Origin of the sequence: Rhizobacter sp. OV335, assembly GCF_900142965.1 — a bacterium.
Classification (GTDB): Bacteria; Pseudomonadota; Gammaproteobacteria; order Burkholderiales; family Burkholderiaceae_C; genus Rhizobacter.
The window spans coordinates 1-24743 of the sequence record NZ_FRCQ01000050.1 but is presented as its reverse complement, the minus strand read 5'-3'; the positions used below and the strand labels follow the sequence as shown (position 1 = coordinate 24743).

Annotated in this window: 30 protein-coding genes and 1 pseudogene; 10 read left to right on the top strand and 21 right to left on the bottom strand. The window is 69.4% G+C overall.

Features of this window, described 5'->3' with window-relative positions; genetic code table 11:
* The 5 genes and pseudogenes from BUE42_RS30460 to BUE42_RS33240 all read left to right on the top strand — a co-directional run.
* A partial coding sequence (locus BUE42_RS30460) for a transposase (RefSeq protein ID WP_143171854.1) occupies window positions 1-300 on the top strand: 300 nt, incomplete at its 5' end.
* Between the two features lie 198 nt (window positions 301-498).
* Window positions 499-1263 (top strand): MotA/TolQ/ExbB proton channel family protein, encoded by a 765-nt coding sequence (locus tag BUE42_RS30455; protein WP_073469139.1) that lies wholly within the window; start codon window positions 499-501, stop codon window positions 1261-1263.
* 36 nt (window positions 1264-1299) lie between these two features.
* Window positions 1300-1731: pseudogene (locus tag BUE42_RS30450) on the top strand (ExbD/TolR family protein).
* Window positions 1732-1736: 5 nt separating this feature from the next.
* On the top strand, window positions 1737-2165 hold the full coding sequence (locus BUE42_RS30445) for an ExbD/TolR family protein (RefSeq protein ID WP_073469155.1): 429 nt from the start codon (window positions 1737-1739) through the stop codon (window positions 2163-2165).
* 16 nt (window positions 2166-2181) lie between these two features.
* Window positions 2182-2871 (top strand): energy transducer TonB, encoded by a 690-nt coding sequence (locus BUE42_RS33240; protein WP_159445524.1) that lies wholly within the window; start codon window positions 2182-2184, stop codon window positions 2869-2871.
* A gap of 20 nt (window positions 2872-2891) precedes the next feature.
* On the opposite strand, the gene BUE42_RS30435 is transcribed toward BUE42_RS33240, so the two are convergent.
* The 11 genes from BUE42_RS30435 to BUE42_RS30390 all read right to left on the bottom strand — a co-directional run bounded on the left by BUE42_RS30435 (window position 2892) and on the right by BUE42_RS30390 (window position 11152).
* Window positions 2892-3260, bottom strand: a complete 369-nt coding sequence (locus BUE42_RS30435; protein ID WP_073469137.1) for a hypothetical protein — start codon at window positions 3258-3260, stop codon at window positions 2892-2894.
* Window positions 3261-3272: 12 nt separating this feature from the next.
* Entirely contained in the window at window positions 3273-3395 is a 123-nt protein-coding gene (locus BUE42_RS34150) for a hypothetical protein (RefSeq protein WP_255376914.1), read from the bottom strand.
* Between the two features lie 235 nt (window positions 3396-3630).
* Complete coding sequence (locus BUE42_RS30430) at window positions 3631-4329, bottom strand: lectin (protein ID WP_073469135.1); 699 nt, start codon at window positions 4327-4329, stop codon at window positions 3631-3633.
* A 19-nt stretch (window positions 4330-4348) separates the two neighbouring features.
* Window positions 4349-4828, bottom strand: coding sequence for a c-type cytochrome (locus tag BUE42_RS30425; RefSeq protein ID WP_083614796.1), 480 nt, complete (start codon window positions 4826-4828; stop codon window positions 4349-4351).
* A 31-nt stretch (window positions 4829-4859) separates the two neighbouring features.
* Window positions 4860-5249 carry a hypothetical protein gene (locus BUE42_RS30420; RefSeq protein ID WP_073469133.1) on the bottom strand — a complete coding sequence of 130 codons (390 nt, stop codon included), beginning with the start codon at window positions 5247-5249 and terminating at the stop codon, window positions 4860-4862.
* Entirely contained in the window at window positions 5246-5539 is a 294-nt protein-coding gene (locus BUE42_RS30415) for a cytochrome c (RefSeq protein WP_083614794.1), read from the bottom strand. Before BUE42_RS30415 ends, BUE42_RS30420 begins: the two co-directional genes overlap by 4 nt.
* A gap of 83 nt (window positions 5540-5622) precedes the next feature.
* Complete coding sequence (locus BUE42_RS30410) at window positions 5623-7035, bottom strand: DUF1501 domain-containing protein (protein WP_073469130.1); 1413 nt, start codon at window positions 7033-7035, stop codon at window positions 5623-5625.
* 13 nt (window positions 7036-7048) lie between these two features.
* A complete protein-coding gene (locus BUE42_RS30405; RefSeq protein WP_073469128.1) occupies window positions 7049-7339 on the bottom strand; it encodes a hypothetical protein in 291 nt (96 codons plus the stop codon).
* 33 nt (window positions 7340-7372) lie between these two features.
* A complete protein-coding gene (locus BUE42_RS34040; RefSeq protein WP_255376915.1) occupies window positions 7373-7945 on the bottom strand; it encodes a DUF1553 domain-containing protein in 573 nt (190 codons plus the stop codon).
* A gap of 157 nt (window positions 7946-8102) precedes the next feature.
* Window positions 8103-9407: an ABC transporter ATP-binding protein gene (locus tag BUE42_RS30395; RefSeq protein WP_073469124.1), complete on the bottom strand. Its 1305-nt coding sequence runs from the start codon at window positions 9405-9407 to the stop codon at window positions 8103-8105.
* Window positions 9408-9424: 17 nt separating this feature from the next.
* Window positions 9425-11152 carry an ABC transporter permease gene (locus BUE42_RS30390; RefSeq protein ID WP_073469147.1) on the bottom strand — a complete coding sequence of 576 codons (1728 nt, stop codon included), beginning with the start codon at window positions 11150-11152 and terminating at the stop codon, window positions 9425-9427.
* A 200-nt stretch (window positions 11153-11352) separates the two neighbouring features.
* Here BUE42_RS30390 and BUE42_RS30385 point away from each other — a divergent pair, with 200 nt between their 5' ends.
* From BUE42_RS30385 to BUE42_RS30375, 3 genes are all read left to right on the top strand, one after another.
* A complete protein-coding gene (locus BUE42_RS30385; RefSeq protein WP_159445523.1) occupies window positions 11353-12462 on the top strand; it encodes a GGDEF domain-containing protein in 1110 nt (369 codons plus the stop codon).
* Window positions 12463-12562: 100 nt separating this feature from the next.
* Complete coding sequence (locus BUE42_RS30380; RefSeq protein WP_235002717.1) at window positions 12563-13306, top strand: NIPSNAP family protein; 744 nt, start codon at window positions 12563-12565, stop codon at window positions 13304-13306.
* Between the two features lie 34 nt (window positions 13307-13340).
* Window positions 13341-13823: a hypothetical protein gene (locus BUE42_RS30375; RefSeq protein ID WP_073469122.1), complete on the top strand. Its 483-nt coding sequence runs from the start codon at window positions 13341-13343 to the stop codon at window positions 13821-13823.
* Window positions 13824-13842: 19 nt separating this feature from the next.
* On the opposite strand, the gene BUE42_RS30370 is transcribed toward BUE42_RS30375, so the two are convergent.
* The 3 genes from BUE42_RS30370 to BUE42_RS30360 all read right to left on the bottom strand — a co-directional run bounded on the left by BUE42_RS30370 (window position 13843) and on the right by BUE42_RS30360 (window position 17548).
* A complete protein-coding gene (locus BUE42_RS30370; protein ID WP_083614788.1) occupies window positions 13843-14787 on the bottom strand; it encodes a DNA-processing protein DprA in 945 nt (314 codons plus the stop codon).
* A 23-nt stretch (window positions 14788-14810) separates the two neighbouring features.
* Window positions 14811-16910: a RecQ family ATP-dependent DNA helicase gene (locus BUE42_RS30365; RefSeq protein WP_073469118.1), complete on the bottom strand. Its 2100-nt coding sequence runs from the start codon at window positions 16908-16910 to the stop codon at window positions 14811-14813.
* A gap of 74 nt (window positions 16911-16984) precedes the next feature.
* Entirely contained in the window at window positions 16985-17548 is a 564-nt protein-coding gene (locus tag BUE42_RS30360) for a TetR/AcrR family transcriptional regulator (RefSeq protein WP_073469116.1), read from the bottom strand.
* Between the two features lie 78 nt (window positions 17549-17626).
* On the opposite strand from BUE42_RS30360, the gene BUE42_RS30355 reads away from it, so the two are divergent.
* A complete protein-coding gene (locus tag BUE42_RS30355) occupies window positions 17627-18097 on the top strand; it encodes a nuclear transport factor 2 family protein (RefSeq protein ID WP_073469114.1) in 471 nt (156 codons plus the stop codon).
* On the opposite strand, the gene BUE42_RS30350 is transcribed toward BUE42_RS30355, so the two are convergent.
* Complete coding sequence (locus tag BUE42_RS30350) at window positions 18078-18986, bottom strand: DMT family transporter (protein WP_073469112.1); 909 nt, start codon at window positions 18984-18986, stop codon at window positions 18078-18080. The two genes, BUE42_RS30355 and BUE42_RS30350, sit on opposite strands and share 20 nt — an antisense overlap.
* Before the next feature lie 105 nt (window positions 18987-19091).
* Between BUE42_RS30350 and BUE42_RS30345 the strand changes: the two genes are divergently transcribed.
* A complete protein-coding gene (locus tag BUE42_RS30345; RefSeq protein WP_073469109.1) occupies window positions 19092-19970 on the top strand; it encodes an AraC family transcriptional regulator in 879 nt (292 codons plus the stop codon).
* 12 nt (window positions 19971-19982) lie between these two features.
* On the opposite strand, the gene BUE42_RS33235 is transcribed toward BUE42_RS30345, so the two are convergent.
* The 6 genes from BUE42_RS33235 to BUE42_RS31820 all read right to left on the bottom strand — a co-directional run.
* The gene (locus tag BUE42_RS33235) at window positions 19983-20159 is read right to left on the bottom strand and encodes a hypothetical protein (RefSeq protein ID WP_159445522.1); all 177 of its coding nucleotides are present in this window, start codon (window positions 20157-20159) and stop codon (window positions 19983-19985) included.
* Entirely contained in the window at window positions 20156-21718 is a 1563-nt protein-coding gene (locus tag BUE42_RS30340; protein ID WP_083614786.1) for an anti-phage dCTP deaminase, read from the bottom strand. The genes BUE42_RS33235 and BUE42_RS30340 overlap by 4 nt, the downstream gene beginning before the upstream one ends.
* A 98-nt stretch (window positions 21719-21816) precedes the next feature.
* Entirely contained in the window at window positions 21817-22887 is a 1071-nt protein-coding gene (locus tag BUE42_RS30335) for a protein-glutamate methylesterase/protein-glutamine glutaminase (protein ID WP_073469107.1), read from the bottom strand.
* Window positions 22884-23420, bottom strand: a complete 537-nt coding sequence (locus BUE42_RS30330) for a chemotaxis protein CheD (RefSeq protein WP_073469105.1) — start codon at window positions 23418-23420, stop codon at window positions 22884-22886. Before BUE42_RS30330 ends, BUE42_RS30335 begins: the two co-directional genes overlap by 4 nt.
* 19 nt (window positions 23421-23439) lie before the next feature.
* Entirely contained in the window at window positions 23440-24240 is an 801-nt protein-coding gene (locus BUE42_RS30325; protein ID WP_073469103.1) for a CheR family methyltransferase, read from the bottom strand.
* A gap of 35 nt (window positions 24241-24275) precedes the next feature.
* Window positions 24276-24743 (bottom strand): chemotaxis protein (locus BUE42_RS31820; protein ID WP_143171853.1); only part of this gene is annotated, 468 nt, incomplete at its 5' end.

The window sequence follows — 24743 nt, the reverse complement described above, 5'->3', positions numbered from 1 at the left end:
AACAGCGACGCCGTCGTCGCCGCCTTCGGCATGGACCCTCGCCCACGCGACTCCGGCCAGTACAGCGGCACACGTCAGCTCTCCAAGCGCGGCAACGCCGAGGAGCGCAGGCTCATCTACTGCGCCGCCATGGCTGCTTGCCGATATCCTCCGTTCAAATCCATGCGCGACAAGCTCGTCGATCGAGGCTTCTCCCCCATCCAGGCCTACTGCGCCATCGCTCGCAAGCTCCTGCGCATCGCCTTCGCCGTCTGGCGTTCCAACCAGCCCTTCAACCCTCAAAGGGTCGGATTGGCTTGACGGGGAACATAGAACCTACGAGTCTTGTAGCCCGGATGTCAATCCGGGTGCGGCCTTCGCAGCAACCCCTGCTGCAAGCCCAGCAACCCGCCCGCGCAACGCGGACTGCGGTCATAACGAACTGCCAAACGCTTTGTTCCCGCCGCCTGCGCGGCTGGCCACACTGCACCTTCGCACCTTCACTTCCGGATCACCCCGATGAGCTCGTCTTCGTTCCTGCGCCGCGCGCTGCTGCTGGCCGCGTCCACCTTCGTCGCCACCGCCGCCTGCGCGCAAGGCGGCACCGCCACCGACAGCCCGTATGGCCTGCAAACCCTCTGGACGCAGAGCGACGGCGTCGCGAGGACCGTGCTCGTGATCCTCGCGGTGATGAGCATCGGTAGCTGGTACGTGATCATCACCAAGCTGCTCGAACAACTGCGCATCGGCGGCCATGCGAAGCGCGCCGCTCGCGACTTCTGGAACGCCGGCACGGTGCAGGCCGGCGCCACCCAACTGGCCGAGCGCAGCCCGTTCCGCTTCATCGCCGAGAGCGGCCTCGCCGCGACGAAGAAGCACAGCGGCCTGCATGCCAAGGTCGACTTCAACGACTGGGTCGACCTGGCCGTGCACCGCGCGACCGAACGCGTGCAGCGCAGCCTGTCGTCGGGACTGAGCTTCCTCGCGACGGTCGGCTCCACCTCGCCCTTCATCGGCCTGTTCGGCACCGTCTGGGGCATCTACCACGCGCTGACCGCGATCGGCATCGCCGGCCAGGCCTCGATCGACAAGGTGGCCGGCCCGGTCGGCGAGGCGCTGATCATGACGGCCATCGGCCTGGCGGTCGCGGTGCCGGCGGTGCTGGGCTACAACTGGCTGGTGCGGCGCAACAAGGTGACGATGGAGTCGGTGCGCAGCTTCGGGGCGGACCTGCACGGCGTGCTGCTGGGCAGCCGCTCGACGCTGCGCGGCGGCAGCCGCTGATCGCGGAATCACTCCTGGGCCAAAAGGAGAGATGCGATGGCAATGAACGTGGGTAGTGGTGGCGACGGGGACGACGACGAGGTCGTCTCCAGCATCAACACGACGCCGCTGGTGGACGTGATGCTGGTGCTGCTGATCATCTTCCTGATCACTATTCCCGTCGCGAACTTCTCGGTGCCGGTGGAGCTGCCGAAGCGCAGCAACGAGTTGCGCGAGAGCACGCCGAAGGACGTGGTGATCTCGGTCGATGCGCAGGGCGGCACCTTCTGGTCCGATGCGTGCATCGCGGGGCGCGACGACCTGCAGCAGCGGCTGAAGAAGATCGCGGCGTAGAACCCGCAGCCCGAGGTGCACATCCGCGGCGATGCGCGCGGAGACTACGCGCCGGTCGGCCGCATCCTGCTGGCCTGCCAGCGCGCCGGCATCCTGAAGGTCGGCTTCATCACCGAACCGCCGCCGAGGGGATGAGCGCGATGCAACGCACGAAGAAGACACGCCGCACGCTGGTCGTCGAGGAACCGGTGGCCGACATCAACACGACGCCGCTGATCGACGTGATGCTGGTGCTGCTGATCATGCTGATCATCACGATCCCGATCCAGCTGCACAACGTGAACCTGCAGCTGCCGGTGGGCACGCCGCCGGTCGGCGCGGTGAAGCCCGAGGTGGTGACGATCGCGATCGACGGTGCGAGCACGGTGCACTGGAACGGCACGCCGCTGCGCGATGCGCGCGAGCTGCAGGAACGGCTGCAGGCCGCGGCCGCGCAGGCCGAGCCGCCGGAGCTGCACGTGCGGCCCGATGCGCACACGAAGTACGACCGCTTCGCCGAGGTGATGGTGGCCGTCGACCAGGCCGGCCTGCACCGCATGGGCGTGGTCGGCAGCGAGCAATTTGAATGACAACCAGGGAGCCTTCATGAGCGCCGTACTTCCCCCGTCGGGCGGCCCGCTGGCACGCGACGACAACCCTTCGTACCAGGACGGCGGCCCGCGCCGTGGTGCGGGCCTGGCGGCCGTGCTCGGCCTGCACGTGCTGATCGCGTATGCGCTGGCCTCGGGCCTGGCGCGCGAGGCGGTCGAGGTGATCAAGAAGCCGATCCAGATGAGCATCGTGCCGGAGGCACCACCGCCCCCGCCGCCACCGCCTCCGCCGAAGCTCGAGAAGATCCAGCCGGCACCGAAGCTGCTGGCCCCGCCGCCGCCGGCCTATGTGCCGCCGCCGGACGTGACGCCGGTGGCCGCTTCGGAGCCGCAGATCGTCGCGGTGCAGGCCGAGCCGCCGAAGGAGCCGGTGGTGATCGCCGCGCCGCCCCCGCCGGCCCCGGAGCCGAAGCCGGTGGTCGCGAAGCAGGAGATCAGCCTCGCGTGCCCGGGCTACCAGGGCGTGCTGGAGCAGGTGCTGGCCGATGCGTTCGAGCGCGTCGGCATCGTCGGCGCGGTGCGCACCCGCCTCACGGTGCGCGGCAGCCAGGTGGTCGACGCGGTGCCGCAATCGGGGCCGAAGGAGTACTACAAGTATGTGCAGGGCGCGGTGAAGCGCATGAAATGCTCGGCCGGTGGGGCCGAGGAGGTGCAGGTCGTTCTCGACGTGCTCTTCAAGCGCTGAACGCGCGCCGGGTCTTGTGATCAGCCGATAAGGTACACGTAGAGAATCTGGCAGTAGCTGCCGCTGCCGACAGCCGCCAGTTGCGTCCCCATCATCAAGGTCTTGCCGGTGGTCTGTGCGGTCAGCACCGTCGCCAGCACGCCCTTGTAGTTGGGGTCGGTCAGGTTCAGGAAGGCCCAGTTCGGATCGGTCGCGCCCGAGCAGGCGGTCACGCCGGACAGGTAGACACGCAGGTCGGCATTGCCGGGTGCGCCAGCATTGGCCGTGACCACCATGATCCGGGAGACGGTTCCGGCGATTTCGGCAGCGGAGCTGGTGGCCGCCAGTCCGAACGCCATCAAGGCAGCGGCGATCGATCGGCGAAGGCGCGCAGCGCGAAAGGTCAGCATGGGGTTCCTCCTTCAGAGCATCCAGATGCCCAGCACCAGCCCGGGATTCCCGGCGGTGCAACTGCCGTTGTAAAGCTGGTAGCGGATCCTGGCCTTCTGGTGCATCACCTTGGCCGTCATGACGACCGCCAGCATGGCGCGATGGTCGCGAGCACGACAGCCAGGACGGACAGGGCCGTCCTTGGCGCTGATGTTTTCGACATGTTTCCTCCCTCCAGGAAAGAACTGAACCGCTCTTGGTTGGCATCGTTCCGGAGGGCATCCACGTTATCGCAACCGCACCTCGTCGCCGACACGGAAGCTTACTGCATCAGACACTGGTCATGCTTGGTGACGCCATTCCGAATTGGCATCCGGGACCCGGACCGATTCAGTCGATCGCGAAAAAGTAGAACAGCCCGGCCCCACCCGTGCTCACCAGGTTCTCCTGCCCGCACCCCCGGCTCGCATGCGCCGAGTTCCACGAGCTGTTCCCGCCGCCCGTGCGATCGAAGTGCCCGACCTGCGCCGACCCATCGGGCGCGCTGCTGCCGTAGTTGCGGCAGGTGTGGTCCGCACCGTCGGCAAAGGCCGTCCCGTCCGGCAGCGAGCCGGTCAGGATGTCGTGCTGATTGGGCCGGTCGCCCGAACCCTTGATCGGCTCGTTCCTCTCGGTGAACACCGTGTTGCGCGTCAGGTTGCTGCCCAGCCGCGCCAGCTCCAGCGTGTCGCCGTGCAGGTGCGCGAGGTCGCGCGCCACCACCGCACCGCGCGCATTGGTCCACGGCCCCGCGCCGATGCGGTCGCGCGCATTCACCGCCGGCTGGCCGTTCGCCTCCTGCGTGCTCAGGTAGGCCCGCCAGGTCTTCGCGCCGTTGCCGACGGCGCTCGCCAGCTTCTTGCAATGCGCGTCGGCGCCGGCCAGGCCGCCGAGGTCGGCGCCCTTGCCGGTGCCTTCGCTGGTCACGAAGAACGTGAACGGCTTGGGTGGCTCGGCCGGGCGTGGCGCCGAGGCGGCCGTCTGTGCCTGCACCGACCCGATGGCCGCGCAGGCCAGCGCGGCCAGAAGTTTCTTCTGGCGATGGATCATCCTGGTTCTCCCCGTTGGATCAGTTCGCGTTGCGGAAGTCGTCGTGGCACGACTTGCACGAGCGGGCGAGCTTGCCGTGCTGCTCCTTCACCGCCGCCGCATCGCCCGCCTGCGCGACGCGCAGCAGCTCGTTGGCCTCTTTCGTGAACGCCGCGTTCAGCTCGGCCACGCGCTGCGTGTCCTTGAACAGCTCGGCCTTGGCGGTGGTGTCGTGCCAGCCCTTGCCGGCTTCGGTGCCGGGCGTGAACAGCGTCAGCAGGTTGGTGTTGGCCAGCGCCGCGATCGCGCTCGCCGATTTGACGACCTCGTCCTTGTTGTAGCTGCCGTCCACCGAGGCCTTGATGCGCGCGGTGTTCAGCGCGATCACCTGGAAGGCCGACTGGCGCCAGCGGATCTGGTTCTCGGGCTTCGGCGCCTGCTGCGCCCAGACTGTCGTCGTGATGGCGATGGCGCCGAGCGCCACAACGGTTGCAATGCGAATGCTCGTGGGTTTCATCATGGTCAGAGGTGGTGAAAGGGCATCAGGGGAATCACTTGAAGGGCTTGTGCGGGTCGTGGCAGTCGTTGCAGGCCTGGGCGATGCGCCGCGCGGCGCCGCCGGCCCGCTCGTAGTCGCCGGCCTCCAGCAGCGGCGCGATCGACGCCGCGAGCTCGCGGCCCTCGGTCGAGACCTGCAGCGCATCGGCGGCCGGCACGTCGTCGCGGAAGAAGGCTTCCATCAACGCATACAGCCGCTCGATCTCGCGGGCCTCGGCGCGCGCGGCGGGCGCATCCTGGCGCGCGATGCTCTTCTGCACCGCGACGCTGGACTTGTCGATCGCGCGCATCCAGACATCGAACTCCAGCACGCTGGCCGCGAACGCGGACGCGGCCAGCCCCGCGGCCACGAAGGCCGCGATCAGACAGGTCGGTGCTTTCATTTGTTTTTGTAGACCTCGTGGCAGGTCTTGCACGAACGCACCAACAGGCCGAGCGTGTCCGACGCGGCGTCGTAGTCCTCGCTCGCCAGCGCGCGGCGCAGCTCGCTCGCCAGCGCATGCGTCTTGCGCGAGAAGCCGACCGCATCGGCCGCGTCGCCCTTGGCCTCGTAGTAGCCCTGGACCTGCGCGAACCAGTCGACCAGCTGCTGCGCCTCGGCGGCCGCGGCCTCCTTGTTCTTCAGCGAGACGTTCGAGTCCAGGCTCTTGGTCGTGTCCTCGATGCCGCGCATCAGGTCGCCGTCCAGCGAGAAGGCCGCTGACGCCGCGCCGGCGACCAGCAGCCCGGCGAGCAGCGTGGAAATTCGCTTCGGCTTCAGACGAGGATCTCCTTGACGACGTCGCCGAACACCGAGGTCGGCTTCTCGGAGCGCCCCTGGTTCAGGAACGTGATCTTCTTGTGGTCCAGCCCGAGCTGGTGAAGGATGGTCGCCTGCAGGTCGTAGGTGTCGACCACGCCGCTGACCGCGCGCAGCCCGATCTCGTCGGTCGCGCCATGCGTGCCCGGCTTGATGCCGCCACCGGCCAGCCAGCTGGTGTAGCCCCAGGGGTTGTGGTCGCGGCCGTCGCCGCTCTGGCCATACGGCGTGCGGCCGAACTCCGAGGTCCAGACGACCAGCGTGCTCTCCAGCAACCCGCGCGACTTCAGGTCGGCCAGCAGCCCGGCCACCGGCTTGTCGACCTGCTTGCACATCACGCCGTGGTTCTTCTCGAGGCCGTTGTGCGCATCCCAACTGTCCACGCTGTTGTCCGGCGCGCCGGAGATGCAGTGCACGAAGCGCACGCCGCGCTCGACCAGCCGGCGCGCGCGCAGCAGCGCGGTGCCGTACTCGTCGGTCTCCTTCTGGCCGATGCCGTACAGCTCCTTGGTCGCTGCGGTCTCCTTCCTCATGTCGACCGCCTCGGGCGCCGAGCTCTGCATGCGGAAGGCCAGGTCATAGGACCTGGTGCGCGCCTGCAGCTCGGTGTCGTTCGGGAAGCCGGCCGCCTGGTGCTCGTTCAGCGACTTCAGCAGCGCCAGCGTGTTGCGCTGCTCGGCCTCGCTCAGGTTGGCCGGTCGCGCCAGGTGCAGGATCGGCGAATCGCCCTGGCGGAAGGCCGTGCCCTGGTAGGCCGCCGGCAGGAAGCCCGAACTCCAGATCACCTGGCCGCGCCCGCCGCCGGCCGCCCCCTTGCCGGTCGGCAGCACAACGAAGGCCGGCAGGTCGGGGTTCGACGAACCGAGCGCGTACTGCACCCACGCCCCCAGCGCCGGGCGCCCCGGCACCAGGCCGGCGGTGTGCAGCTTCAGCGACGAGATCACGTGCGTGCTGCCTTCGGTCTTGCAGCCCTTCAGGAATGCGATCTGGTCGACCTGCTTCGACAAATTCGGCAGCAGGTCGGACACCCACGCGCCGGTCTCGCCATGCTGCTTCCAGGTGCGCTTGGTCGCGAGCAGGTTGCCGACACCGCCGTCGGTGGCCGTCTTCAGGTTGCGGCCGAACGAGTCGGGCAGCGGCGTACCGGCCAGCTTGATCAGGTCGGGCTTGTAGTCGAACAGGTCCAGCGTGCTCGGCGCGCCGGCCATGTGCAGCCAGATGACGGCCTTGGCCTTGGCGGGGAAGTGCGGCTCGCGTGGTGCTTGTGGGTCGGCCAGCTCGCTCGCCCAGGCCGACTGGATGCCGAGTGCGGCGCCCGCGCCCAGCTGGCTGAGGAAGTCGCGACGCGAATGGTGGTGATGGTGGCTCATGTCTGTGTCCTTCTCAGAATCGGTAGGTGAATTCGTTGGAGTTCGCGACCGCGTGCACCAGGTCGACGAAGGCGGCCGCGCGCGCCGGGTTCAGCGAGGGCTCGGCCTTCTTGCCCTTGACGGCCTTGGCCTCGGAGCCCTTCGCGTCGTCGTCCTCGTCATCCGCGCCGGCCGCCGTCGACTTCAGCTTGTCCTGCTGCTTCGCCAGCGTCTGCACGAACACCGCCTGCTCGTAGCGGTCGGCACTGCGGCCGTACACCGTCTTGTAGAGCTGGTCGATCTGCGCCGTCAGCACCGGGCTCACGCCATAGCCTTCGGGCGCGTTCAGCTTCTTGCCCTACACCAGCTGCTGGCGCGTCAGCGCTTCCTGGCTGTCGAGGAAGGCCTGCAGCCTGCTGCGCTCGACGCTGTCGGGCTTGCGGGCATAGAGGATCTCGAACAGCCGGTCGATCTGCGCCGATTCCTTCGGTCCCGCTTCGCGGATCACGCGGCCGGCCAGCGCCTTCGACCACTCGAACACCAGGTCGCTGTTGATCAGCGCCAGCGCCTGCGGGGCTGTCGTCGTCACCTCGCGCTTGTTGTGCACCAGCTGCGGGTTGGCCCAGTCGAAGGTGTCGAGCAGCGGATACGGCGTGTTGCGGCGCACGAAGATGTAGACGCTGCGGCGGTGGTGGTCGTGCGGGTTCCCCGACGACCAGGTCGAACGACTTCGCGATCGCGCCCTTAGCATCCGAGGCCACCGCCACCGTGCCGGCACACGAGTCTCCCTGCCAAGCCGGATCTGCAAGGCATGCCGACAAGTCGGGCCGCCCGCATGCCCGCGCAGGCGCGGTGCGGCCTCCGAGACGACGAAGCTCGGCGACGAACCGGTGTCGAGAACGAAACTTTCGAGTCGGCCATGGACGCGCACATCGATGACCGGGCCGAAGCCTTCGTGGGCAGGCTGCTGCGAGAACGGGTGATCGAAGAGCAACGCCTCGGCTTGGGCCGCGGAACGACTCGTCAGAAACGCCAGCGCGCGGATGATCAGAAGAAGCTTGGCAACTCTCACGCAACGCTCCCCTCAGTCACCCTTCAGCCATCTCCTGCCGTCCCTCCGGCAACCGGATCACCCCGGTCCGGTAGTCGTACTCGAACACCTCGCCGTGCCGCCCCCATTCGATCGCGGTGCGCAGCACGCGCTCGGCCTCGGCGGCATCGAGGCTGTCGCTGAGCAGGCGCAGGAACGGCTCCTGCGGCAGCTCGCCCGAGCTCTCCTGCTCCAGGCTGTGCCGGATGTGCGCGGCCAGCGGCACCGTGGCCAGCAGCTGCTGGCCGAACAGCTGCTGGCGCAGCGTGTGGTCGCCGTCCACATAGCGCCGCCCGAGCGGCGTCATGTGCAGGTCGCCATCGGCGAGCTGCGCCAGGCCCAGCAACGACAAGCCCTGCGTCAGCGGCAGCAGCTCGTGGTCGGTCAGCTCGGTCTCCTCGGCCAGCTTCGGCAGGTCGGCATGGCCGGCGAACAGGTCGTCGGCCAGCAGCTCCAGCAGCCCGTCCATGCGGCTCACGTCGGCCTGCGGCAGGCGGTGCGCCAGCGGCAGCGCGGCCGGCTCGCCGGCCGGGCGGCGGCCGGTGCCGGCGGTCATCAGCGCATAGACCTCGTCGACCAGCTGCCGCACCTCGGCGCTGTCCGGGTCGCGCGGGCGCGGCAGCTGCACCGAGAGCTGGCAACGCACCCGCCCGGGGTCGCTCGCGAAGATCAGCACGCGGTCGGCCATCAGCACCGCTTCCTGGATGTTGTGCGAGACCACCAGCATCGCCTTGGTCGGCATGCGGCGCGAGGTCCACAGCGCGAGGATCTCCTCGCGCAGCCGCTCGCCGGTCAGCACGTCGAGCGCCGAGAAGGCCTCGTCCATCAGCAGGATCTCGGGCTCCACCACCAGCGCCCGTGCGATGCCCACGCGCTGGCGCATGCCGCCCGACAGCTCGCGCGGCAGCGCACCCTCGAAGCCTGCGAGGCCGATCAGCTGGATCGCCGCCACCGCGCGCGCCGCGCGCTCTGCCGGCGCCATGCCGCGCGCCTCAAGCCCGAGCTCGACGTTCTGCTGCACCGTGAGCCACGGGAACAGCGCGAACGACTGGAACACCATCGCGATGCCACGCGCCGGGCCGTGCAGCGGCTGCTCGCGGTAGCGCACGTCGCCGGCATCGGCCGGGATCAGCCCGGCCAGGATGCGCAGCAGCGTCGATTTGCCCGAGCCCGACTGCCCGAGCAGCGACACGATCTCGCCCTCGGCCAGCCGGAAGTCCACGCCCTCGAGCACCGCGCGCGCGCTGCCATCGGCCGAGCGGAACGACTTGCCGACGCCCTTCAGTTCGATCAGTGTCTTCATGCCTGTTCCCCAGGTCCCTAGAAATGCATGCGGTCTTCGGCCAGCCGATACAGGCGGCGCCAGACCAGGTGGTTCATGCCCATCACGAACACGCACATCACGCCGATGCCGAGCGCGATGCGCGGAAAGTCGCCGATCGCCGTCATGTGCGCGATGTAGCTGCCCAGCCCCTTCGCCTGCAGCGTGGTGTCGCCCCAGGTCACGTACTCGGCGACGATGCTGGCGTTCCACGAGCCGCCGCTGGCGGTGATGGCGCCGGTGACGAAACTCGGGAACACCGCCGGCAGCAGGTAGCGGCGCCAGCGCAGCCAGCCCGACAGGCCCAGGTTCTGCGCCGCGTAGCGCAGCTCGGTCGGGATGCCGCTCGCGCCGGCGATCACGTTGAACAGCAGGTACCACTGCGTGCCCAGCACCATCAGCGGCGACAGCCAGATGTCGGGGTTCAGCTTCCAGCGCACGATGAACAGCACCGCCACCGGAAACATCAGGTTGGCCGGGAACGCCGCGAGGAACTGCGCCACCGCCTGCAGCCGCCCGGACCAGCGCGGGTTCATGCCGATCCAGATGCCCACCGGCACCCACACCAGCGCGGCCAGCGCCGTCAGCACCAGCACGCGCAGCATCGTGATCGAGCCGAGCACCAGCACATGCCCGGCCTCGGCCCAGCCGACCTCGGTGTGGATGAAGCGCAGCAGGTGCCACAGCGCGATCAGCACCGCCGCGGCCAGCAGCGCGTCCCACGCACGCTGCAGCGTCGCGCCGGCCGGCCGCGCGCGGGCGCGGATCGAGGTGCCGTCGTGGCGGCGGCGGAACAGCGTCAGCGAGCGGCCGAACAGCGCCGCGATGCGCAGCGCGAACGGCTGCAGCCGCTCGGTGCGGCGCAGCCAGGTCAGCAGCCACGACGACGGCGCGCTCTCGCTGCTGCCCTCCTCGAAGCGGAACTTGTCGGCCCACGCCAGCAGCGGCCGGAAGAACAGCTGGTCGTACAGCACGATGCCGACCAGCATCGCGCCGATCGCCCAGCCGATCGCGTGCAGGTCGCGCTGCTCGATGGCCAGCGCGATGTACGAGCCGATGCCGGGCAGCTTGATGCTCTGCTGCGAGACCGCGATGGCCTCCGACGCGACGACGAAGAACCAGCCGCCCGACATCGACATCATCATGTTCCACAGCAGCGCCGGCATCGCGAACGGCAGCTCGAGCCGCCAGAAGCGCTGCCAGCCCGACAGCTGGAACACGCGCGCCGCCTCCTGCAGCTCGGGCGGCACGGTGCGCAGCGACTGGTAGAGGCTGAAGGCCATGTTCCAGGCCTGCGACGTGAAGATCGCGAAGATCGCCGCGCATTCCACGCCGAACAGGTTGCCCGGGAACAGCGCGATGAAGCCGGTGACGGTGATCGACAGGAAGCCGAGGATCGGGATCGATTGCAGGATGTCGAGCAGCGGCACCAGCACGCGCTCGGCGGCACGGTACTTGGCGGCGAGCGCCGCGAACACGCAGGCAAACACCACCGAGGCGCCGAGCGCGAGGAACATGCGCAGCGTGGTGCGCAGCAGGTAATACGGCAGCGCGCTCGGGTCGAGCGTCAGCGGCAGCACCTCGCCGAGCTGGTAGGGGCGCGCCATCTGCGAGCCGCCCCAGGCCAGCAGCACCAGCGCCGCGAGCACCAGCGGCAGCAGCGCCCAGTCCCAGCGGTTGCCGCCGGACTCGACCACCTGGCGCGGGAAGAAGCGTTTGTCGGTCATCGGAGCATGGAATGACGGGTGGTCGGGCGCCGGGCGATTGTCGTCGCTGCGGGTGTCGGCCTGCGGGCCTGCGCCGGTGCGCATGTTGCGCCGTGTGTCGCCCACCCCCGATTCGCGCCCCCCGGCCTCCGGGGGTGGATCCGGGTTGGCGGCCCCCGCCGCATTCCTACAATCCCGCGGATGTCCTGCCCACCGTGTCCGTGAGCGCACTGCCCGCCCCCGTCGGCGACCTGTTGTGGGGCCCGTCCGGGCGCCGGCGCGGCCACGCCCGGCTGACGCTGCTGGCGCTGGCGGTCTACCTGCTGTTCTCGGCGGTGTGCTGGCTGGAGGTGCAGCTGGGGATGATGCAGGCCGCACCGGCCGCCTGGCTGTGCGCGACCAGCCTGGCCGGTATCTCGGTCTTCTACGGGCTGGTGCGCAGCGGCATCAGCGAGCGGCTGTCGCACGACCCGTCGCTGACGATGCCGCAATCGGTGTTCGGCATCGCGATCACCGCCTGGGGCTACGCCATCAATCCGCAGCTGCGCGGCGCGGTGATGGCGATCATGCTGCTGAACCTGGTGTGGGGCATGTTCGTGATGTCGCCGCGCGAAGCCCGGCTGCTGGGCGCGCAGGCGCTGGTGCTGCTGGGCGGCGTGATGCTGTGGAAGTCGCGCACCGACCCGGCGCAGTTCCCGCCGCACATCGAGGCGATCCAGTTCCTGTTCTGCGTGATCCTGATGACGGCGATGTCGGCGCTGGCGGTCAGCATGGGCCGGCTGCGCGCGAAGCTGCGGCAGCGCCAGGCCGAGCTGCAGGCGGCGCTCGCGAAGATCCACCACCTGGCGACGCGCGACGACCTGACCGGCCTCGTGAACCGCCGCCACCTGACCGAGCTGCTGGACGCCGAACGGACGCGGCAGAAGCACCACGGCCAGCCGCTGAGCCTCGTGCTGATGGACCTCGACCACTTCAAGCCGATCAACGACAACCACGGCCACGCGGCCGGCGACCAGGTGCTGAAGATCTTCGCCGACGCGGCCCAGGCCGCGCTGCGCGACACCGACGTGCTCGGCCGCTGGGGCGGCGAGGAGTTCCTGCTGATGCTGCCGTCGACGCCGCAGGCCCAGGCGCTGCAGTGCGTCGACCGGCTGCGCGCGGGGCTCGCGGCAGCGCCGTTCGACGAGGTGGCACCGGGACTGCGGCTGACCTTCTCGGCGGGCCTGAGCACCTGCGGCGACGGCGAGGCGCTGCAGGCGGCGATCGAGCGCGCCGACAAGGCGATGTACCGCGCCAAGCTGCGCGGCCGCGACGGCACGGTGGTCGGCTGAACGCTGCCCAACTCTCCTGAACTCTGCTGAAGTCTGCTGACACCAGGTGTCAGCATCCCCGGCGCAGCATCACCCTCCCAAGAGACGAGGAGATGCCCCGATGACCGTGATGACGCTGGAACGCCCGGCCCGTGCCGTGGCTGCTGACACCATTCCGTCCCCTTGTGCCATCGTCGAGCTGCGGCGCTATGCGCTGCACCCCGGCCGGCGCGAGACGCTGATCGAGCTGTTCGACCGCGAGTTCGTGCACACGCAAGAGGACTGCGGCATGCGCGTGCTGGGCCAGTTCCGCGACCTCGACGCGCCCGACGATTTCGTCTGGCTGCGCGGCTTCGCGAACATGGCCGAGCGGCGCGACGCGCTGGCCGCGTTCTACGGCGGCCCGGTGTGGCGGCGCCACCGCGACGCCGCCAACGCGACGATGCAGGATTCGTCGAACGTGCTGCTGCTGCGCAACGTGCAGACCGCCGCCACCCACGCGCCGCGGCCCGGCATGCTGCTGGCGGTGGTGTGCGCGCTCGATGCGCCGGCCACGCCCGAGCTGGTGCAGCGCTTCGAGCACGAGGTGCGGCCCTGCCTGGTGGCCGCCGGCATGGAGGTGCAGGCCGTGCTGAAGACCGAGCACACGACCAACGACTTCCCGGCGCTGCCGGTGCGCACCGACACCGAGGCCTTCGTGTGGATCTGCCGCTTCGACGGCGTGGCCCACCAGCTCGACTGCGCCGACCGTCTGTTCACCTCGGCGATCTGGCGCGATGCGGTATGGCCGCGCTGGCTGTCGCGGCTGCGTTCGGCACCGGAGATGTTCCGCCTGCAGCCCACCGCCGGCTCGGCCTGGCGCTGAGACCCTTCACCGTCCCGATCTTCTGGAGACCACGATGAGCTACACACTGGACCGCACCGGGCAGCCGGACGACTTCGACTTCCTGCACGGCCGCTGGCAGGTCGAGAACCGCTGCCTCGCGACGCGCACGCCGGGCAGCAACGACTGGAAGGAGTTTCCGTCGGTGCTGGGGTGCGAGCCGCGCCTGGGTGGCATCGCCAATGTCGAACAGATCGACTTCCCGACACAGGGCTGGTCGGGCATGACGATGCGGCTGTTCGACATCACGAAGCGGCAGTGGTCGATCTACTGGATCAGCAGCCGCACCGGCACGCTGTACCCGCCGGTGCACGGCGGCTTCAGCGGCGACCGCGGCGAGTTCTACGGCGAAGACGAGGACAACGGCCGCAAGGTGTATGCGCGCTTCGTGTGGCTGCGCCAGGGGCCGGATTCGGCGCGTTGGGAGCAGGCCTTCTCGCCGGATGGCGTGGAATGGGAGACCAACTGGACGATGCAGATGACGCGCGTGCCCGGCTGAGCTGCACCGGCCGGAGGACTCAGGGCCCCGCGCCGAAGTGATCGCGCAGTGCTTCGCCCGCGCCGGGCATGAACTCGAAGGCCAGCCCGCCTTGCTCGACCAGCGCGGCGTTGCCGGGGCCATGGCCGGGGGTCCTGACGTGCAGTGGCAGCCACTGCGCCTTCAGGGCCTCCAGCGCACCGGCCCAGGTGCCACCGGTGCCGAACGCGCAATCGATCACCAGCGCGTGGTCGGCCAGCGCGTAGATGTACTTGTTGCGCCCCATCGCGTTGCCGGTGTGGAAGCCGACCTCCGGCGCGAAGGGTGATACCAGGGTCAGGCGGCCCTGCTGCAAGCCGCCGCGGTTCAGCCGGCCGAGGCTCGCCTTCAGCAACTCGCCGGGCAGCACGCCGATGGCCTGACCGCCGGCCTCGATGGCACCCTGCATCGCCGCGGTGTCGACACCGCGTGCGCCGCCCGAGATCACCAGCATCCCTTCGTCAGCGCACGCCGCCGCCGTCAGCCGCGTGTACTCGAGCGCCGCCTCGCCGGCATCGCGCGAACCGACGATGGCGACGCCGCCCTGGTCGAGTAGCTCCTGGCGGCCCGCGCCGTACAGCAGCGGTGGCGCGGCATGCTTCAAGCGGCGCTTCAAGGCGCGCGGATAGGCGGTATCGCCGCGCGAGATCACCCACAGGCCGGCACGGCTCCAGCGCTCCAGCGCCAGCGCCATCGCGGTGCCGCGTTCCAGCAGGAACTCGATGCGCGGGCGCTCCAGCGCGATCTCGTGCACGCTGTCGAGCGCCGCCCGCCCCGCGGCAGCCAGCAGGTCGGCCGGCCGCATGCTGCGCTCGTTCAGCCACCGGGCCAGCGCGGCGTAGTCGTTGGTCGACAGCGGCTCGACAAGCGCTTGCCCTTCACCACCGAACCTGCCGCACAACAGCAGGACCGCTTCGGTGTCGGCGCTCAATCCCTCGGCACTCATCGTCGTGGCACTGCTGGTGAAAGCTACTTCGCCGACGTGACGGCGAGGGCGAACGGATAGACGGCGCCCGCGCCCGCCTGCCGCAGCAGCGCGGTCGCGAGCGTCAGCGTCCAGGCCGAATCGACCAGATCGTCGACCAGCAGCACCGGCCCGTCGACGCCCTGCTGGTCATCGACGACAAACGCCCCATCGAGGTTGTGGCACTGGTGGAAGCGGTTTTCCATGTCGCGCTGCGGCTGCGTCTCGCGCGTCTTCACGAGGGCCGGCCGGAACGGTACCCCCAGGGCCTCGGCGAGGCGCCTGGCAAAGTCGGGCACCAGCTCGGGCTGCCGCATCGACGGGATGCAGGTCACCCAGGTCACCCGCGCGGCCTCGGCCCACCGATCGCGGACCAGCTCCGCAGCCGCCTCGACCAGCTCGTCGTCGAAGCGGCCCTGCGCCCTGCCGCGCGCCACCAGCTGCCCCCAGACCGGCTCGCCCCAGCGCGACAGCACCCGCCCCGCTTCACCGCGCAGCCCCTGCGCGATGTTCTGCTTGCTCCAGCCGTGTTCGGCCACGTACTGCGGCAGCGCGTCGATGTCCCATTGCTTCTTCAGCTCCAGCGGCATCTCGCTGTGCCTCGTGAAGCGCTGCGCCGCGATCAGCAGCGCGCGATCGATCTCCACCGGCAGGACAGGCCGCCCCAGGCACACCGCACAGCGGCCGCAGGCCTGCGTGCCGACGTCATCGAGCGCATCCGCCAGGAACTGCATCAGGCAGCGCTCGTTGGCGAGGTACTGCTTCATCTGCGCCCATTCGGCCTCGCGCTGCTGCGTGAGGTGCGCGATGCGCTGGCGGTCGAGCCGGAACGGCTGCGCGGTGCGGTACCACGCGCCGTCGAGCCGCAGCACCGGCGACGCCGGCTCCACCACCAGCAGCTTCAGCACCTTCTCGATCTGCGACTGCCGCAGGTTGACCGCACGCTCCAGCGCGCGCACGCTCAAGCCGCCGTCGGCGGCCTCCAGCGCCCCGAGGATCCGGTCGACCTGCCCTTCCGGCGGGAAGGCGGCATCGCGGAAGTATTCATTGATGTCCTCCTCTTCTTCGCCCGACAGCAGCACGCCGCAGGCGGCGGGAATCGCGCGGCCGGCCCGCCCCACCTGCTGGTAGTAGGCGACCACGTTGCCCGGCGTCTGGTAGTGGATGACGAAGTGCAGGTCCGGCTTGTCGTAGCCCATGCCGAGCGCGGTGGTGGCGACCAGGCACTTCAGGCCGTTGGCCAGCAGCGCCTGTTCGAGCGCCTGCCGCTCGTCGTCGGGCTTGCCGGCGTGGTACGCGCGGGCATCAATGCCCTGCAGCTGCAGCCACTCGGCGACCCGGTCGGCATCGCGCGTGGTCAGCGTGTAGACGATGCCGCTGCCCGGCAGGCCCGGGATGCGACCCGCCAGCCAGGCCAGGCGGTCGGCCGCGCCCGGCAGCCGCATGTTCTGCAGCGCCAGGCTCTCGCGCAACAGCGGCCCGCGCTGCACGACCACGCCGGCACCGAGCTGCGCGGCGACATCCGCCTCGACGCGCCGGTTGGCCGTGGCGGTGGTGGCCAGCACCGCGATGTTGCCCGGCAAGCGCGCCAACACCTGGCCGACGCGCCGGTAGTCAGGCCTGAAATCGTGGCCCCAGTCGGAGATGCAATGTGCCTCGTCGATGACCAGCAGGCCGATGCGCGCGGCGATGGCCTGCAGCGTGCCGGCGACGAACTCGTCGTTGGCCAGGCGTTCGGGCGAGATCAGCAACAGGTCGACCTGGCCGGCCAGCAGTTCGTCGCGCACCACGCCCCAGTCGTCGCGGTTGGTCGAATTGACGGTGAGCGCCTTCAACCCGAGCCGTTGCGCCGCGTCGATCTGGTTGCGCATCAGCGAGAGCAGCGGCGAGATGATCAGCGTGACGCCGGCGCCCTGCGCCCGCATCAACGTGGCGGCGACGAAATACACCATGCTCTTGCCCCAGCCGGTGCGCTGCACGCACAGCACCTTGCCGCGGCGGTTCACGATGTGGTCGATGGCCTCCCACTGACCCGCGCGGAACTCGGCCTCCGGCTGGCCCATCGCGACGCGGAAACAGCCCAATGCCTCGGCTTCGACGACCATGTGTGCTGTTCCTTGCAGGGGCCCGGCCGACCCGGGCTGCGGGGCAGTGTACCGACGCGCGACGGCGCGTCAGTTCACGACCAGGACTTCTGCAGCAGCCGGTGCGCCACGTCGGCCGCGGCGGCATCCCCCGTCATGTGCGCGCGCACGATCGCGCCCTCGACGATCAGCAGCGCGTCTTCCGCGGCCCGCACCGGCTGTGGGTGGCCGCAGCGCCGCGCGAGTGCGAGCAGGCAATCCTGCAGCTCGTCCTTGTGGCTTTGCACCACGCTGATCGCCTCGCCCTGCGCCGAGCCCTCGGCCAGCGTGTTGATGAAGGCGCAACCGCGGAAATCCGGCTCCTCGAACCATTCGCGCAGCACCTCGGCCGCGCGCTCCATCGCCGGCCCGGCGGCGTCGCAGCGCTGCTCCAGCCTGCGCGTGAACCACGTCATCCAGCGCTCGTGCCGCAGCCGCAGGAAGGCCAGCACCAGGTCGTCCTTCGATGGGAAGTGGCGGTAGAACGAGGCTTTCGCGACCTGCGATTCGGCAATCAGCCGGTCGATGCCGACCGCGCGGATGCCGTCGGCGTAGAACAGCCGCATCGCGGTCTCAAGGATGCGCTGGCGGGGTTCGAGCGGGGCGGCGGTGGTCGTCATGGCCGCAGTTTGACAGACAGATCTGTCTGCCTCAAGATTCGGCACGTAGACAGATCTGTCTACTCACAAGGAACCGCCATGGAAACACCCCGCCCGCCGTTGCCCCCGTTCACCGAAGAATCCGCCACGCTGAAGGTGCGCCTGGCCGAAGACGCCTGGAACAGCCGCGACCCCGACCGCGTCGCCGCCGTCTACACCGAGGACACGCGCTGGCGCAACCGGGCCGAGTTCCCGGTCGGCCGAGAGCAGGTGCGCCTCTTCCTGCAGCGCAAGTGGGCGCGCGAACTCGACTACCGGCTGATCAAGGAGCTGTGGGCCTTCGGCGGCGCGCGCATCGGCGTGCGCTTCGCCTACGAGTTCCACGACGATTCCGGCCAGTGGTTCCGCAGCTACGGCAACGAGAACTGGGAGTTCAACGCGCAGGGCCTGATGGAGCGCCGCTACGCCAGCATCAACGACCTGCCGATCCAGCCCGAGCAGCGCCTGTTCCACTGGCCGCTCGGCCGCCGCCCCGACGACCACGCCGGGCTCAGCGCGCTGGGGCTGTGACGGTGGCAGCCGCGGGCACGGCCTTCGGCTTGCGGAACACGATCACGTTGCCGGCCATCACCAGCACCAGCCCGAACAGCGCCGGCGCGGTCCACTGGTAGCCCTCGACCCAGGCCGACACGTTCAACGCGACCACCGGGAACAGCACCGTGCTGTAGGCGGCGCGCTCTGGCCCGAGGCGGCCGACCAGCGTCAGGTAGGCGGTGAAGCCGATCACCGAGCCGGGGATCGCGAGGTACAGCAGCGCGCCGACGTAGGTGGGCGATGGGTCGAACGCCCAGCCGACGCCGGCCACGCCGCAGCCGGCCGCCAGCACCGTCGCGCCGATCAGCATGCCCCAGGCGTTGGTGACGACCGGCGCATTGCCGAGCGCCTGCAGGCGCGTCGACAGCATGTTGCCGGCCGAGAAGCACAGCGTGCCGGCCAGCCCGAGCGCCAGGCCGGTCAGCGTGTCGGGCGACGCATCGTGGCGCGTCAGCTCCGGCCAGAACAGTGCCGCCAGTCCCGCCATGCCGAGCGCGCTGCCGGCCAGCACGCGCGGCGCGAGCGGCCGGCCGAGGAAGACGCGTGCGTTGAACGCGTTCCACACCGTCGCGGTGGAGAACAGCACCGCGACCAGCCCGCTCGGAATGAAGCGGCTCGCGTGCAGGAAGCAGATGAAGTTCAGGCAGAACAGGCACAGGCCCTGGGCCGCGATCAACTTCATCGCGCGGGCGTCGGGCCGCTTCAGCCGCCCGGTGGCGGCCAGCCAGATGAACAGCACCGCGGCGGCCAGCGCGAAGCGGTAGGCGATGGACCACGGGATCGGCACCGGGCCGAGCTGCAGCTTCAGCGCGATCCAGGTGGTGCCCCAGATCAGCACGGTGAGCGCGTAGAGGAAGAGGTTCATGGCGGCGAGTGTCGGCCACAGCGTGTGAATCCGGTTGCACAAAACTGCGGTTCGTCGCGGCCGGCTCCTGCGCGCGCGCGATGTGGCCGCTACAGTGGCGAGGCCATGGTGACCGCGCCCGACCTGTCCCGCCACGAAGTGTTCGACGTGCTCGCGCACTCGCGCGCGCAACTGCTGCGCAGCGCCACGCTGGGCGACGGCCTGGCGGTCGCGGTGTGGCGCAACGCGGCCGACGCGACGCGCTACAGCCGGCCGTCGCACCACACGCTGTCGCTGTACCTGAGCGGCGGCCACGGCACCTGGCGGCGCGAGGTGCCCGACCTGCGCGGCGAGCCGGGCCGGCTGTGCGTGATGCCGGCCGGCCACGAATCGCGCTGGGTGGTGGGCGGCGAGCAGAGTTTCGTGCACCTGTACTTCGACGAGGCGCAACTCGCGCCGCTGGCGGTGCGCCTGCTCGACCGCGAACCGCGCGAGGTGCAGGTGCCCGACCTGACCTTCGTCGGCGACACCCGCGTGGCCGGTCCGCTGCACGCGCTGGCGATGCTGGACTGGCAGGATCCGCAGGCGCGCTTGCAGGCGAACGCGCTCGGGCACGAGGCGCTGGCCGCGTTGCTGATTGGGCACGCGACGCGCGGTCACCGCACGCCGCCGCGCGGCGGGTTGTCGGCACACGTGCGGCGGCGGCTGGTCGAGTGGACCGAAGCGCGGCTGGCCCAGCCGCTGACCATCGGCGAGATGGCTGCCGTCGCGGCGCTGTCCGAGCACCACTTCGCGCGCATGTTCCGCACCTCGTTCGGCATCGCGCCGCATGCCTGGGTGCTGTGGCTGCGCATCGAGCGGGCCAAGCAGCTGCTGCGGCATTCCGATGCGCCACTCGACGAGGTGGCGCGGCAGTGCGGGCTGGCCAGCGCGAGCCACCTGGTGAACCGGTTCCGCGCGAGGACCGGGGTCACGCCCGGGCAGTTCCGCCAGTTCGTGAAGTGATGGCTGCGTCGCTCAGGGCTTCTTGACCGAGGCCCTTTGCCGGCGCGGACTCGGCACCTCGCTCGTCTTGGCAGACGGATAGGTCAGCGTTGCACGACGGATCGACTCCTTCAGGAAATCGGGAAGGCTCTCGATCTCCTTGCGTGCCGCGTCGAACTGGTCCATGAATTCCTTGTAGTGCAGCTTCATTCCGTTCTCCTGGCGTGAGGCTCCACGCGCAACCTGCCTGTCTCTTCCACGACGATCGCTTCTGCAAGCGTGTACGTGATCACGAGACGTTCGATCGGTGGATGCGATGCGATCTGGTCACCGCTCTTGATCTTACCTTCGGCACTCTTTCGGGCACCGCGACTCTCGAAGAACTCGACATAGCGCCTGGGCGCCACGCCGACGAAAGCCAGGAAGTTCACGCGGCCGACGGAGGTTTCTGCCGGCTCGACGCTGATCGAGTCTTCGTAGAGTTGTGCAGACCGGCTCTTCTCGTACGGTTCGATGAACACGACCTCGCGGATACCGGCCGCAACGATGTGTCGAGCACAGAGGTGGCAGGGGAATGTGGTGCTGAACAGCCGCGCATCCTGCAGGCGGGCGCCGACACGCGCCGCGTGGGTGATGGCTGCCATCTCGGCATGCACGGCCCGTCCGAACTCGATCACGTCGAAAAGCTGTGCGTCCCGCAAGCACGGCTCCGTGCCAAACAGGGCGCCGTCGGCCAGTTCGGCGTTGGATCGTCCGCTCTGATCCTCGGCCAGAAGGCCATGCCTGCGCAGCCGATCGAACGTGTCTTCGACAATCTCCCGCTTGACGTCGACGTTCGAATCGCTGCCGCGCTCGTAGTCACGTCCTGGCGACGGATCTTCGCCCCAGTACAGTCCGCCGCCGAAGCACGGAACTTCGTTGCAACCTGTGGCAATCAGGTCCCCCGCCTGGGACACGACGGCGGCACCCACCTGCCGCGACAGATCGAGCGAGCGCAATGCCGCCGCCTTGGCGAAGAACATGGCCTGTTCGTCGCGCGTTGGAGAGATGTAGGGGTTTCCGAACGTGAGCTGCAGCAGGCGCTTCAGCTGAGCTTCCAGCCCCGGTCTTGAATCGCTGGTCACGAAGTAGTCCGCGAGCGGAAACGTCCTGCCAACACGCTGGCCGAGGTTGCGCCCTTCCTCTTCGTGGTCACGCGCCAGCAGTTCGCTCGCGTACTCGAGGGCGTGAGACTTCCTGGCTGCCAGCGAAGGTGCGATCAATCGCTCGATGTACTGCAGCCTCGACGCGCGCGACGCGTACACCGAGATCAACGTGAACGCCCGGTCGTAGACCTGTCGAAACAGCTCGACCTCTTCCGGGCGCTTGAACGAGCGGATCACGTAAGCCACGCGCGATGCCGGCTTGTACACGTCGCCCGTCCGCTTCAGACGGAAGGCCCGAATGGCCGCGACGGCCAGCCGGGCCACGACATCGGCCAGACCGCTTTGCTCCCGAAGCGCGGTTCCCCGCTCCATCAGCGACTTGATGCGCTCGTGTCGGTTGGCGAATGCATGAGACTGTCCGAGGTAGTCCGTGATGAGATCGCTGAGCCGGATCTCGATCGCTTCGTACTGCATCGCCTTCAGTTGGCTTTGGAGTACGTCGCAGACCTTGTCGAGGTCGATGCCGGTCGGACCGACAAACCCGAAAACCAGCTCGACGTTCGCAGCATCAGGTGGACTCGCGGAGCCTGGGCCCCGCGACTTTCGAGTAGGACCCTTGCGCATTCCTGGCTCTCCGTTCGGTCGATGCGGGAGCCTGCCAGCCGAAGGTGCAATCGAACAGCGTCCAATGATCCTCTTGCGCACCGCGCAACGGGACGATCTCACCCGACCTGCTTCTGGATCTCCCCCGCCACCGCACTCAGCGGCAGCGTCCGCTGCGCGCCGCCGCGCTTGATCGCTTCCTTCGGCATCCCGAACACGACGCAGCTCTCCTCGTCCTGCGCGATGGTCTGCGCGCCGACCTTGCGCATCTCCAGCAGGCCGGCCGCGCCGTCGTCGCCCATGCCGGTCATGATCACGCCGAGCGCATTCGCGCCGGCGCTGCGCGCGACCGAGCGGAACAGCACGTCGACCGACGGCCGGTGGCGGTTCACCAGCGGGCCGTCGATCACCTCGACGAAGTACTGCGCGCCGCTGCGCTTGAGCAGCATGTGCCGGCCGCCCGGCGCGATCAGCGCGCGGCCCGGCAGCACGCGGTCGTTGTGCTCGGCCTCCTTCACCTCGATGCGGCACAGGCTGTCCAGCCGGGCCGCGAAGGCCGCGGTGAACTTCTCCGGCATGTGCTGCACGATCACGATGCCCGGCGTAACCCGCGGCAGCGCGGTCAGCACCTCTTCGAGCGCCTGCGTGCCGCCGGTGGACGTGCCCAGCGCCACCACCCGCTCGGTGGTCTGCGTCATCGCGCGCGTGGCCGGCGGCAGGATCACGTCGGCGGTGTTCTTCGCGGCCGGCGTCGGCGCGACCGCCGGCCCCGCGGCCAGCCGCCGCACATTGGCCTTGGCTGCGGCGCGGACCGTGCTGATCAGTTCCTCGCCGCTCGCGCTGAGGAACTGCTTCAACCCGAGCTTCGGCTTCGTGACGATCGCCACCGCGCCGGCGGCCATCGCCTCCAGCGTGGTCTTCGCGCCGCGCTCGGTCAGCGTCGAGCAGATCACCACCGGCGTCGGCTTCTGTTGCATCACCATGCGCAGGAAGGTGATGCCGTCCATGCGCGGCATCTCGACGTCGAGCACGATCACGTCCGGCCAGTCGAGCTTGAGCCGCTCGATCGCCAGCACCGGGTCGGCCACCGCGGCCATCACCTCGATGCCGGGCGCTTCATCCAGCAACGCGGTGACGACCTGGCGCACCACCGCCGAATCATCGATCACCATCACGCGGATGTTGCTCATGACGCGCCGCCATCCAGCGGCATCGATGCCGATTCCGGGTTGACCTGCCGCACCCAGACGTCGCCGGTCGCCAGGTCGAAGATCATCTGCCGATGCCCGTTGCCGAACAGGCTCTCGGAATGCACGCGGATGCCGTGTGCCAGCAGCAGGTCGCGCGCCGCCTCGCCGTTGCGGCGGCCGATGTTCGGCACCACGGCCGCGGCCTGCTCGGGGAACATGTTGCCGCCGCCGAAGATCTTGGCCTCGCACTCGGCCGGCACGATGCCGCGCTTGTGCAGCTGGCGCAGCATCAGCGCCAGCGCCTCCTCGCCGTAGCGCGCGTCGGGCACGCCCTGCTGGCTCGGCGAGCGCGCGGCCAGCAGGAAGTGCGACATCGCCCCGACGCGCCGCGCCGGGTGCCACAGCGTGATCGACACGCACGAGCCGAGCAGCGTGCGCATGCGCAGCGGCGCCTCGCCCACGGCGTACTCGCCGGGCTGCAGCACGCGGTCGCCGGGCTCGGTGCTGTCGAATCGGATCGTGCTCGCCGCCATCTCGTGCCTCCCACCACGCTCACGGCTTGCGGTAGATCGACGGCGCCACCTGCTGCAGCGCCGTGCTGATGTCGTTCAGGCTCTCGGAATGCCCGATGCAGAAGAACCCGCCCGGCTTCAGCTGCTCGATGATGCGCGCCACCACCTGCCGCTTGGTGTCGCCGTTGAAGTAGATCATCACGTTGCGCAGGAAGATCACGTCGAACGCCGCGAGCCGCGGCAGCGCGGTGTTCAGGTTGACCTGCATGAACTGCACGCGGCCGCGCAGCGAGCGGTCGACCAGCAGCGTGCCCTGCTGCTCGTCGATGCCGCGCAGGCAGAAGCGCTTCAGGTAGGTCTGCGGGATCTGCCGGCAGCGCTCCATCGGGTAGTGCGCCTGGCGCGCGCGCTGCAGCACGCGCGTGCTGATGTCGGAGCCCGTCACCTCCCAGGCCGCATCGCCCAGCGTGTCGGCCAGCACCATCGCGATGCTGTAGGCCTCTTCGCCGGTCGAACTCGCCGCGCTCCAGACGCGGAACGGCTGCGCCTTCTTCGACGACGCGAGGGCCGCTTCGCGCAGCAGCTCGAAGTGCTTCGGCTCGCGGAAGAAGTAGGTCTCGTTGGTGGTCAGCAGGTCGACCGCGGTCTGCACCTCGGCGCCGTTCTGGCCGCTGCTCAGCAGCTTGAAGTACTCGGTGTAGCTGCCCAGGTTGCAGGCTTGCAGCCGCTTCGCGAGCCGGCCGCACACCAGCGCCTTCTTCGCCGACGACAGCGTGATGCCCGCCGCGTCGTAGATGAAGCGCTGGAACAGGCCGAACTCGTTGTCGGAAATGGTGTGCATGGCGCCGGTCCGCAGGGTCGGTCAGGGCAGGCCGCTCAGAAACGGGCGAACTGCGATTCGTCGAGCGCGCCCGCGCCGTTCGCGTGCAGCGAGAAGCCGTTGTGCCCTGCCACCGGTGCCGGCTTGCGCACGCCCGCCTTCGTACCCTTCACGCCCCCACCCACGCCGTTTGCCTTGGCAACCTGCTTGCGCGCTGCGGCCGGGCGCTGCCGCGGCGCATCGACCTGCGTCGCCAGCTTGAAGAACGACATGGTCTGCTGCAGTTGCTCGGCCTGGCTGCTCATCTCTTCGGACGTGGCCGCCAGCTCTTCGGAGCTCGACGCGTTCTGCTGCGTCGTCTGGCTCAGCTGGCTCACCGCCGCGTTGATCTGGCTGACCCCCGACGACTGCTCTTCCGACGCCGCGGTGATCTCCTGCACCAGGTCCGAGGTCTTCTTGATGTTCGGCACCATCTGGTCCAGCAGCCGGCCCGCCTTCTCGGCCAGCTCCACGCTCGAGCCCGC

What these genes read in the sequence shown, in the direction of transcription:
- BUE42_RS30455 (WP_073469139.1), top strand. Translation starts at nt 499, where the DNA reads ATGAGCTCGTCTTCGTTCCTGCGCCGCGCGCTGCTGCTGGCCGCGTCC.
- BUE42_RS30445 (WP_073469155.1), top strand. Translation starts at nt 1,737, where the DNA reads ATGCAACGCACGAAGAAGACACGCCGCACGCTGGTCGTCGAGGAACCG.
- BUE42_RS33240 (WP_159445524.1), top strand. Translation starts at nt 2,182, where the DNA reads ATGAGCGCCGTACTTCCCCCGTCGGGCGGCCCGCTGGCACGCGACGAC.
- BUE42_RS30435 (WP_073469137.1), bottom strand. Translation starts at nt 3,260, where the DNA reads ATGCTGACCTTTCGCGCTGCGCGCCTTCGCCGATCGATCGCCGCTGCC.
- BUE42_RS34150 (WP_255376914.1), bottom strand. Translation starts at nt 3,395, where the DNA reads ATGCTGGCGGTCGTCATGACGGCCAAGGTGATGCACCAGAAGGCCAGG.
- BUE42_RS30430 (WP_073469135.1), bottom strand. Translation starts at nt 4,329, where the DNA reads ATGATCCATCGCCAGAAGAAACTTCTGGCCGCGCTGGCCTGCGCGGCC.
- BUE42_RS30425 (WP_083614796.1), bottom strand. Translation starts at nt 4,828, where the DNA reads ATGATGAAACCCACGAGCATTCGCATTGCAACCGTTGTGGCGCTCGGC.
- BUE42_RS30420 (WP_073469133.1), bottom strand. Translation starts at nt 5,249, where the DNA reads ATGAAAGCACCGACCTGTCTGATCGCGGCCTTCGTGGCCGCGGGGCTG.
- BUE42_RS30415 (WP_083614794.1), bottom strand. Translation starts at nt 5,539, where the DNA reads ATGCGCGGCATCGAGGACACGACCAAGAGCCTGGACTCGAACGTCTCG.
- BUE42_RS30410 (WP_073469130.1), bottom strand. Translation starts at nt 7,035, where the DNA reads ATGAGCCACCATCACCACCATTCGCGTCGCGACTTCCTCAGCCAGCTG.
- BUE42_RS30395 (WP_073469124.1), bottom strand. Translation starts at nt 9,407, where the DNA reads ATGAAGACACTGATCGAACTGAAGGGCGTCGGCAAGTCGTTCCGCTCG.
- BUE42_RS30390 (WP_073469147.1), bottom strand. Translation starts at nt 11,152, where the DNA reads ATGACCGACAAACGCTTCTTCCCGCGCCAGGTGGTCGAGTCCGGCGGC.
- BUE42_RS30380 (WP_235002717.1), top strand. Translation starts at nt 12,563, where the DNA reads ATGACCGTGATGACGCTGGAACGCCCGGCCCGTGCCGTGGCTGCTGAC.
- BUE42_RS30375 (WP_073469122.1), top strand. Translation starts at nt 13,341, where the DNA reads ATGAGCTACACACTGGACCGCACCGGGCAGCCGGACGACTTCGACTTC.
- BUE42_RS30370 (WP_083614788.1), bottom strand. Translation starts at nt 14,787, where the DNA reads ATGAGTGCCGAGGGATTGAGCGCCGACACCGAAGCGGTCCTGCTGTTG.
- BUE42_RS30365 (WP_073469118.1), bottom strand. Translation starts at nt 16,910, where the DNA reads ATGGTCGTCGAAGCCGAGGCATTGGGCTGTTTCCGCGTCGCGATGGGC.
- BUE42_RS30360 (WP_073469116.1), bottom strand. Translation starts at nt 17,548, where the DNA reads ATGACGACCACCGCCGCCCCGCTCGAACCCCGCCAGCGCATCCTTGAG.
- BUE42_RS30355 (WP_073469114.1), top strand. Translation starts at nt 17,627, where the DNA reads ATGGAAACACCCCGCCCGCCGTTGCCCCCGTTCACCGAAGAATCCGCC.
- BUE42_RS30350 (WP_073469112.1), bottom strand. Translation starts at nt 18,986, where the DNA reads ATGAACCTCTTCCTCTACGCGCTCACCGTGCTGATCTGGGGCACCACC.
- BUE42_RS30345 (WP_073469109.1), top strand. Translation starts at nt 19,092, where the DNA reads ATGGTGACCGCGCCCGACCTGTCCCGCCACGAAGTGTTCGACGTGCTC.
- BUE42_RS33235 (WP_159445522.1), bottom strand. Translation starts at nt 20,159, where the DNA reads ATGAAGCTGCACTACAAGGAATTCATGGACCAGTTCGACGCGGCACGC.
- BUE42_RS30340 (WP_083614786.1), bottom strand. Translation starts at nt 21,718, where the DNA reads ATGCGCAAGGGTCCTACTCGAAAGTCGCGGGGCCCAGGCTCCGCGAGT.
- BUE42_RS30335 (WP_073469107.1), bottom strand. Translation starts at nt 22,887, where the DNA reads ATGAGCAACATCCGCGTGATGGTGATCGATGATTCGGCGGTGGTGCGC.
- BUE42_RS30330 (WP_073469105.1), bottom strand. Translation starts at nt 23,420, where the DNA reads ATGGCGGCGAGCACGATCCGATTCGACAGCACCGAGCCCGGCGACCGC.
- BUE42_RS30325 (WP_073469103.1), bottom strand. Translation starts at nt 24,240, where the DNA reads ATGCACACCATTTCCGACAACGAGTTCGGCCTGTTCCAGCGCTTCATC.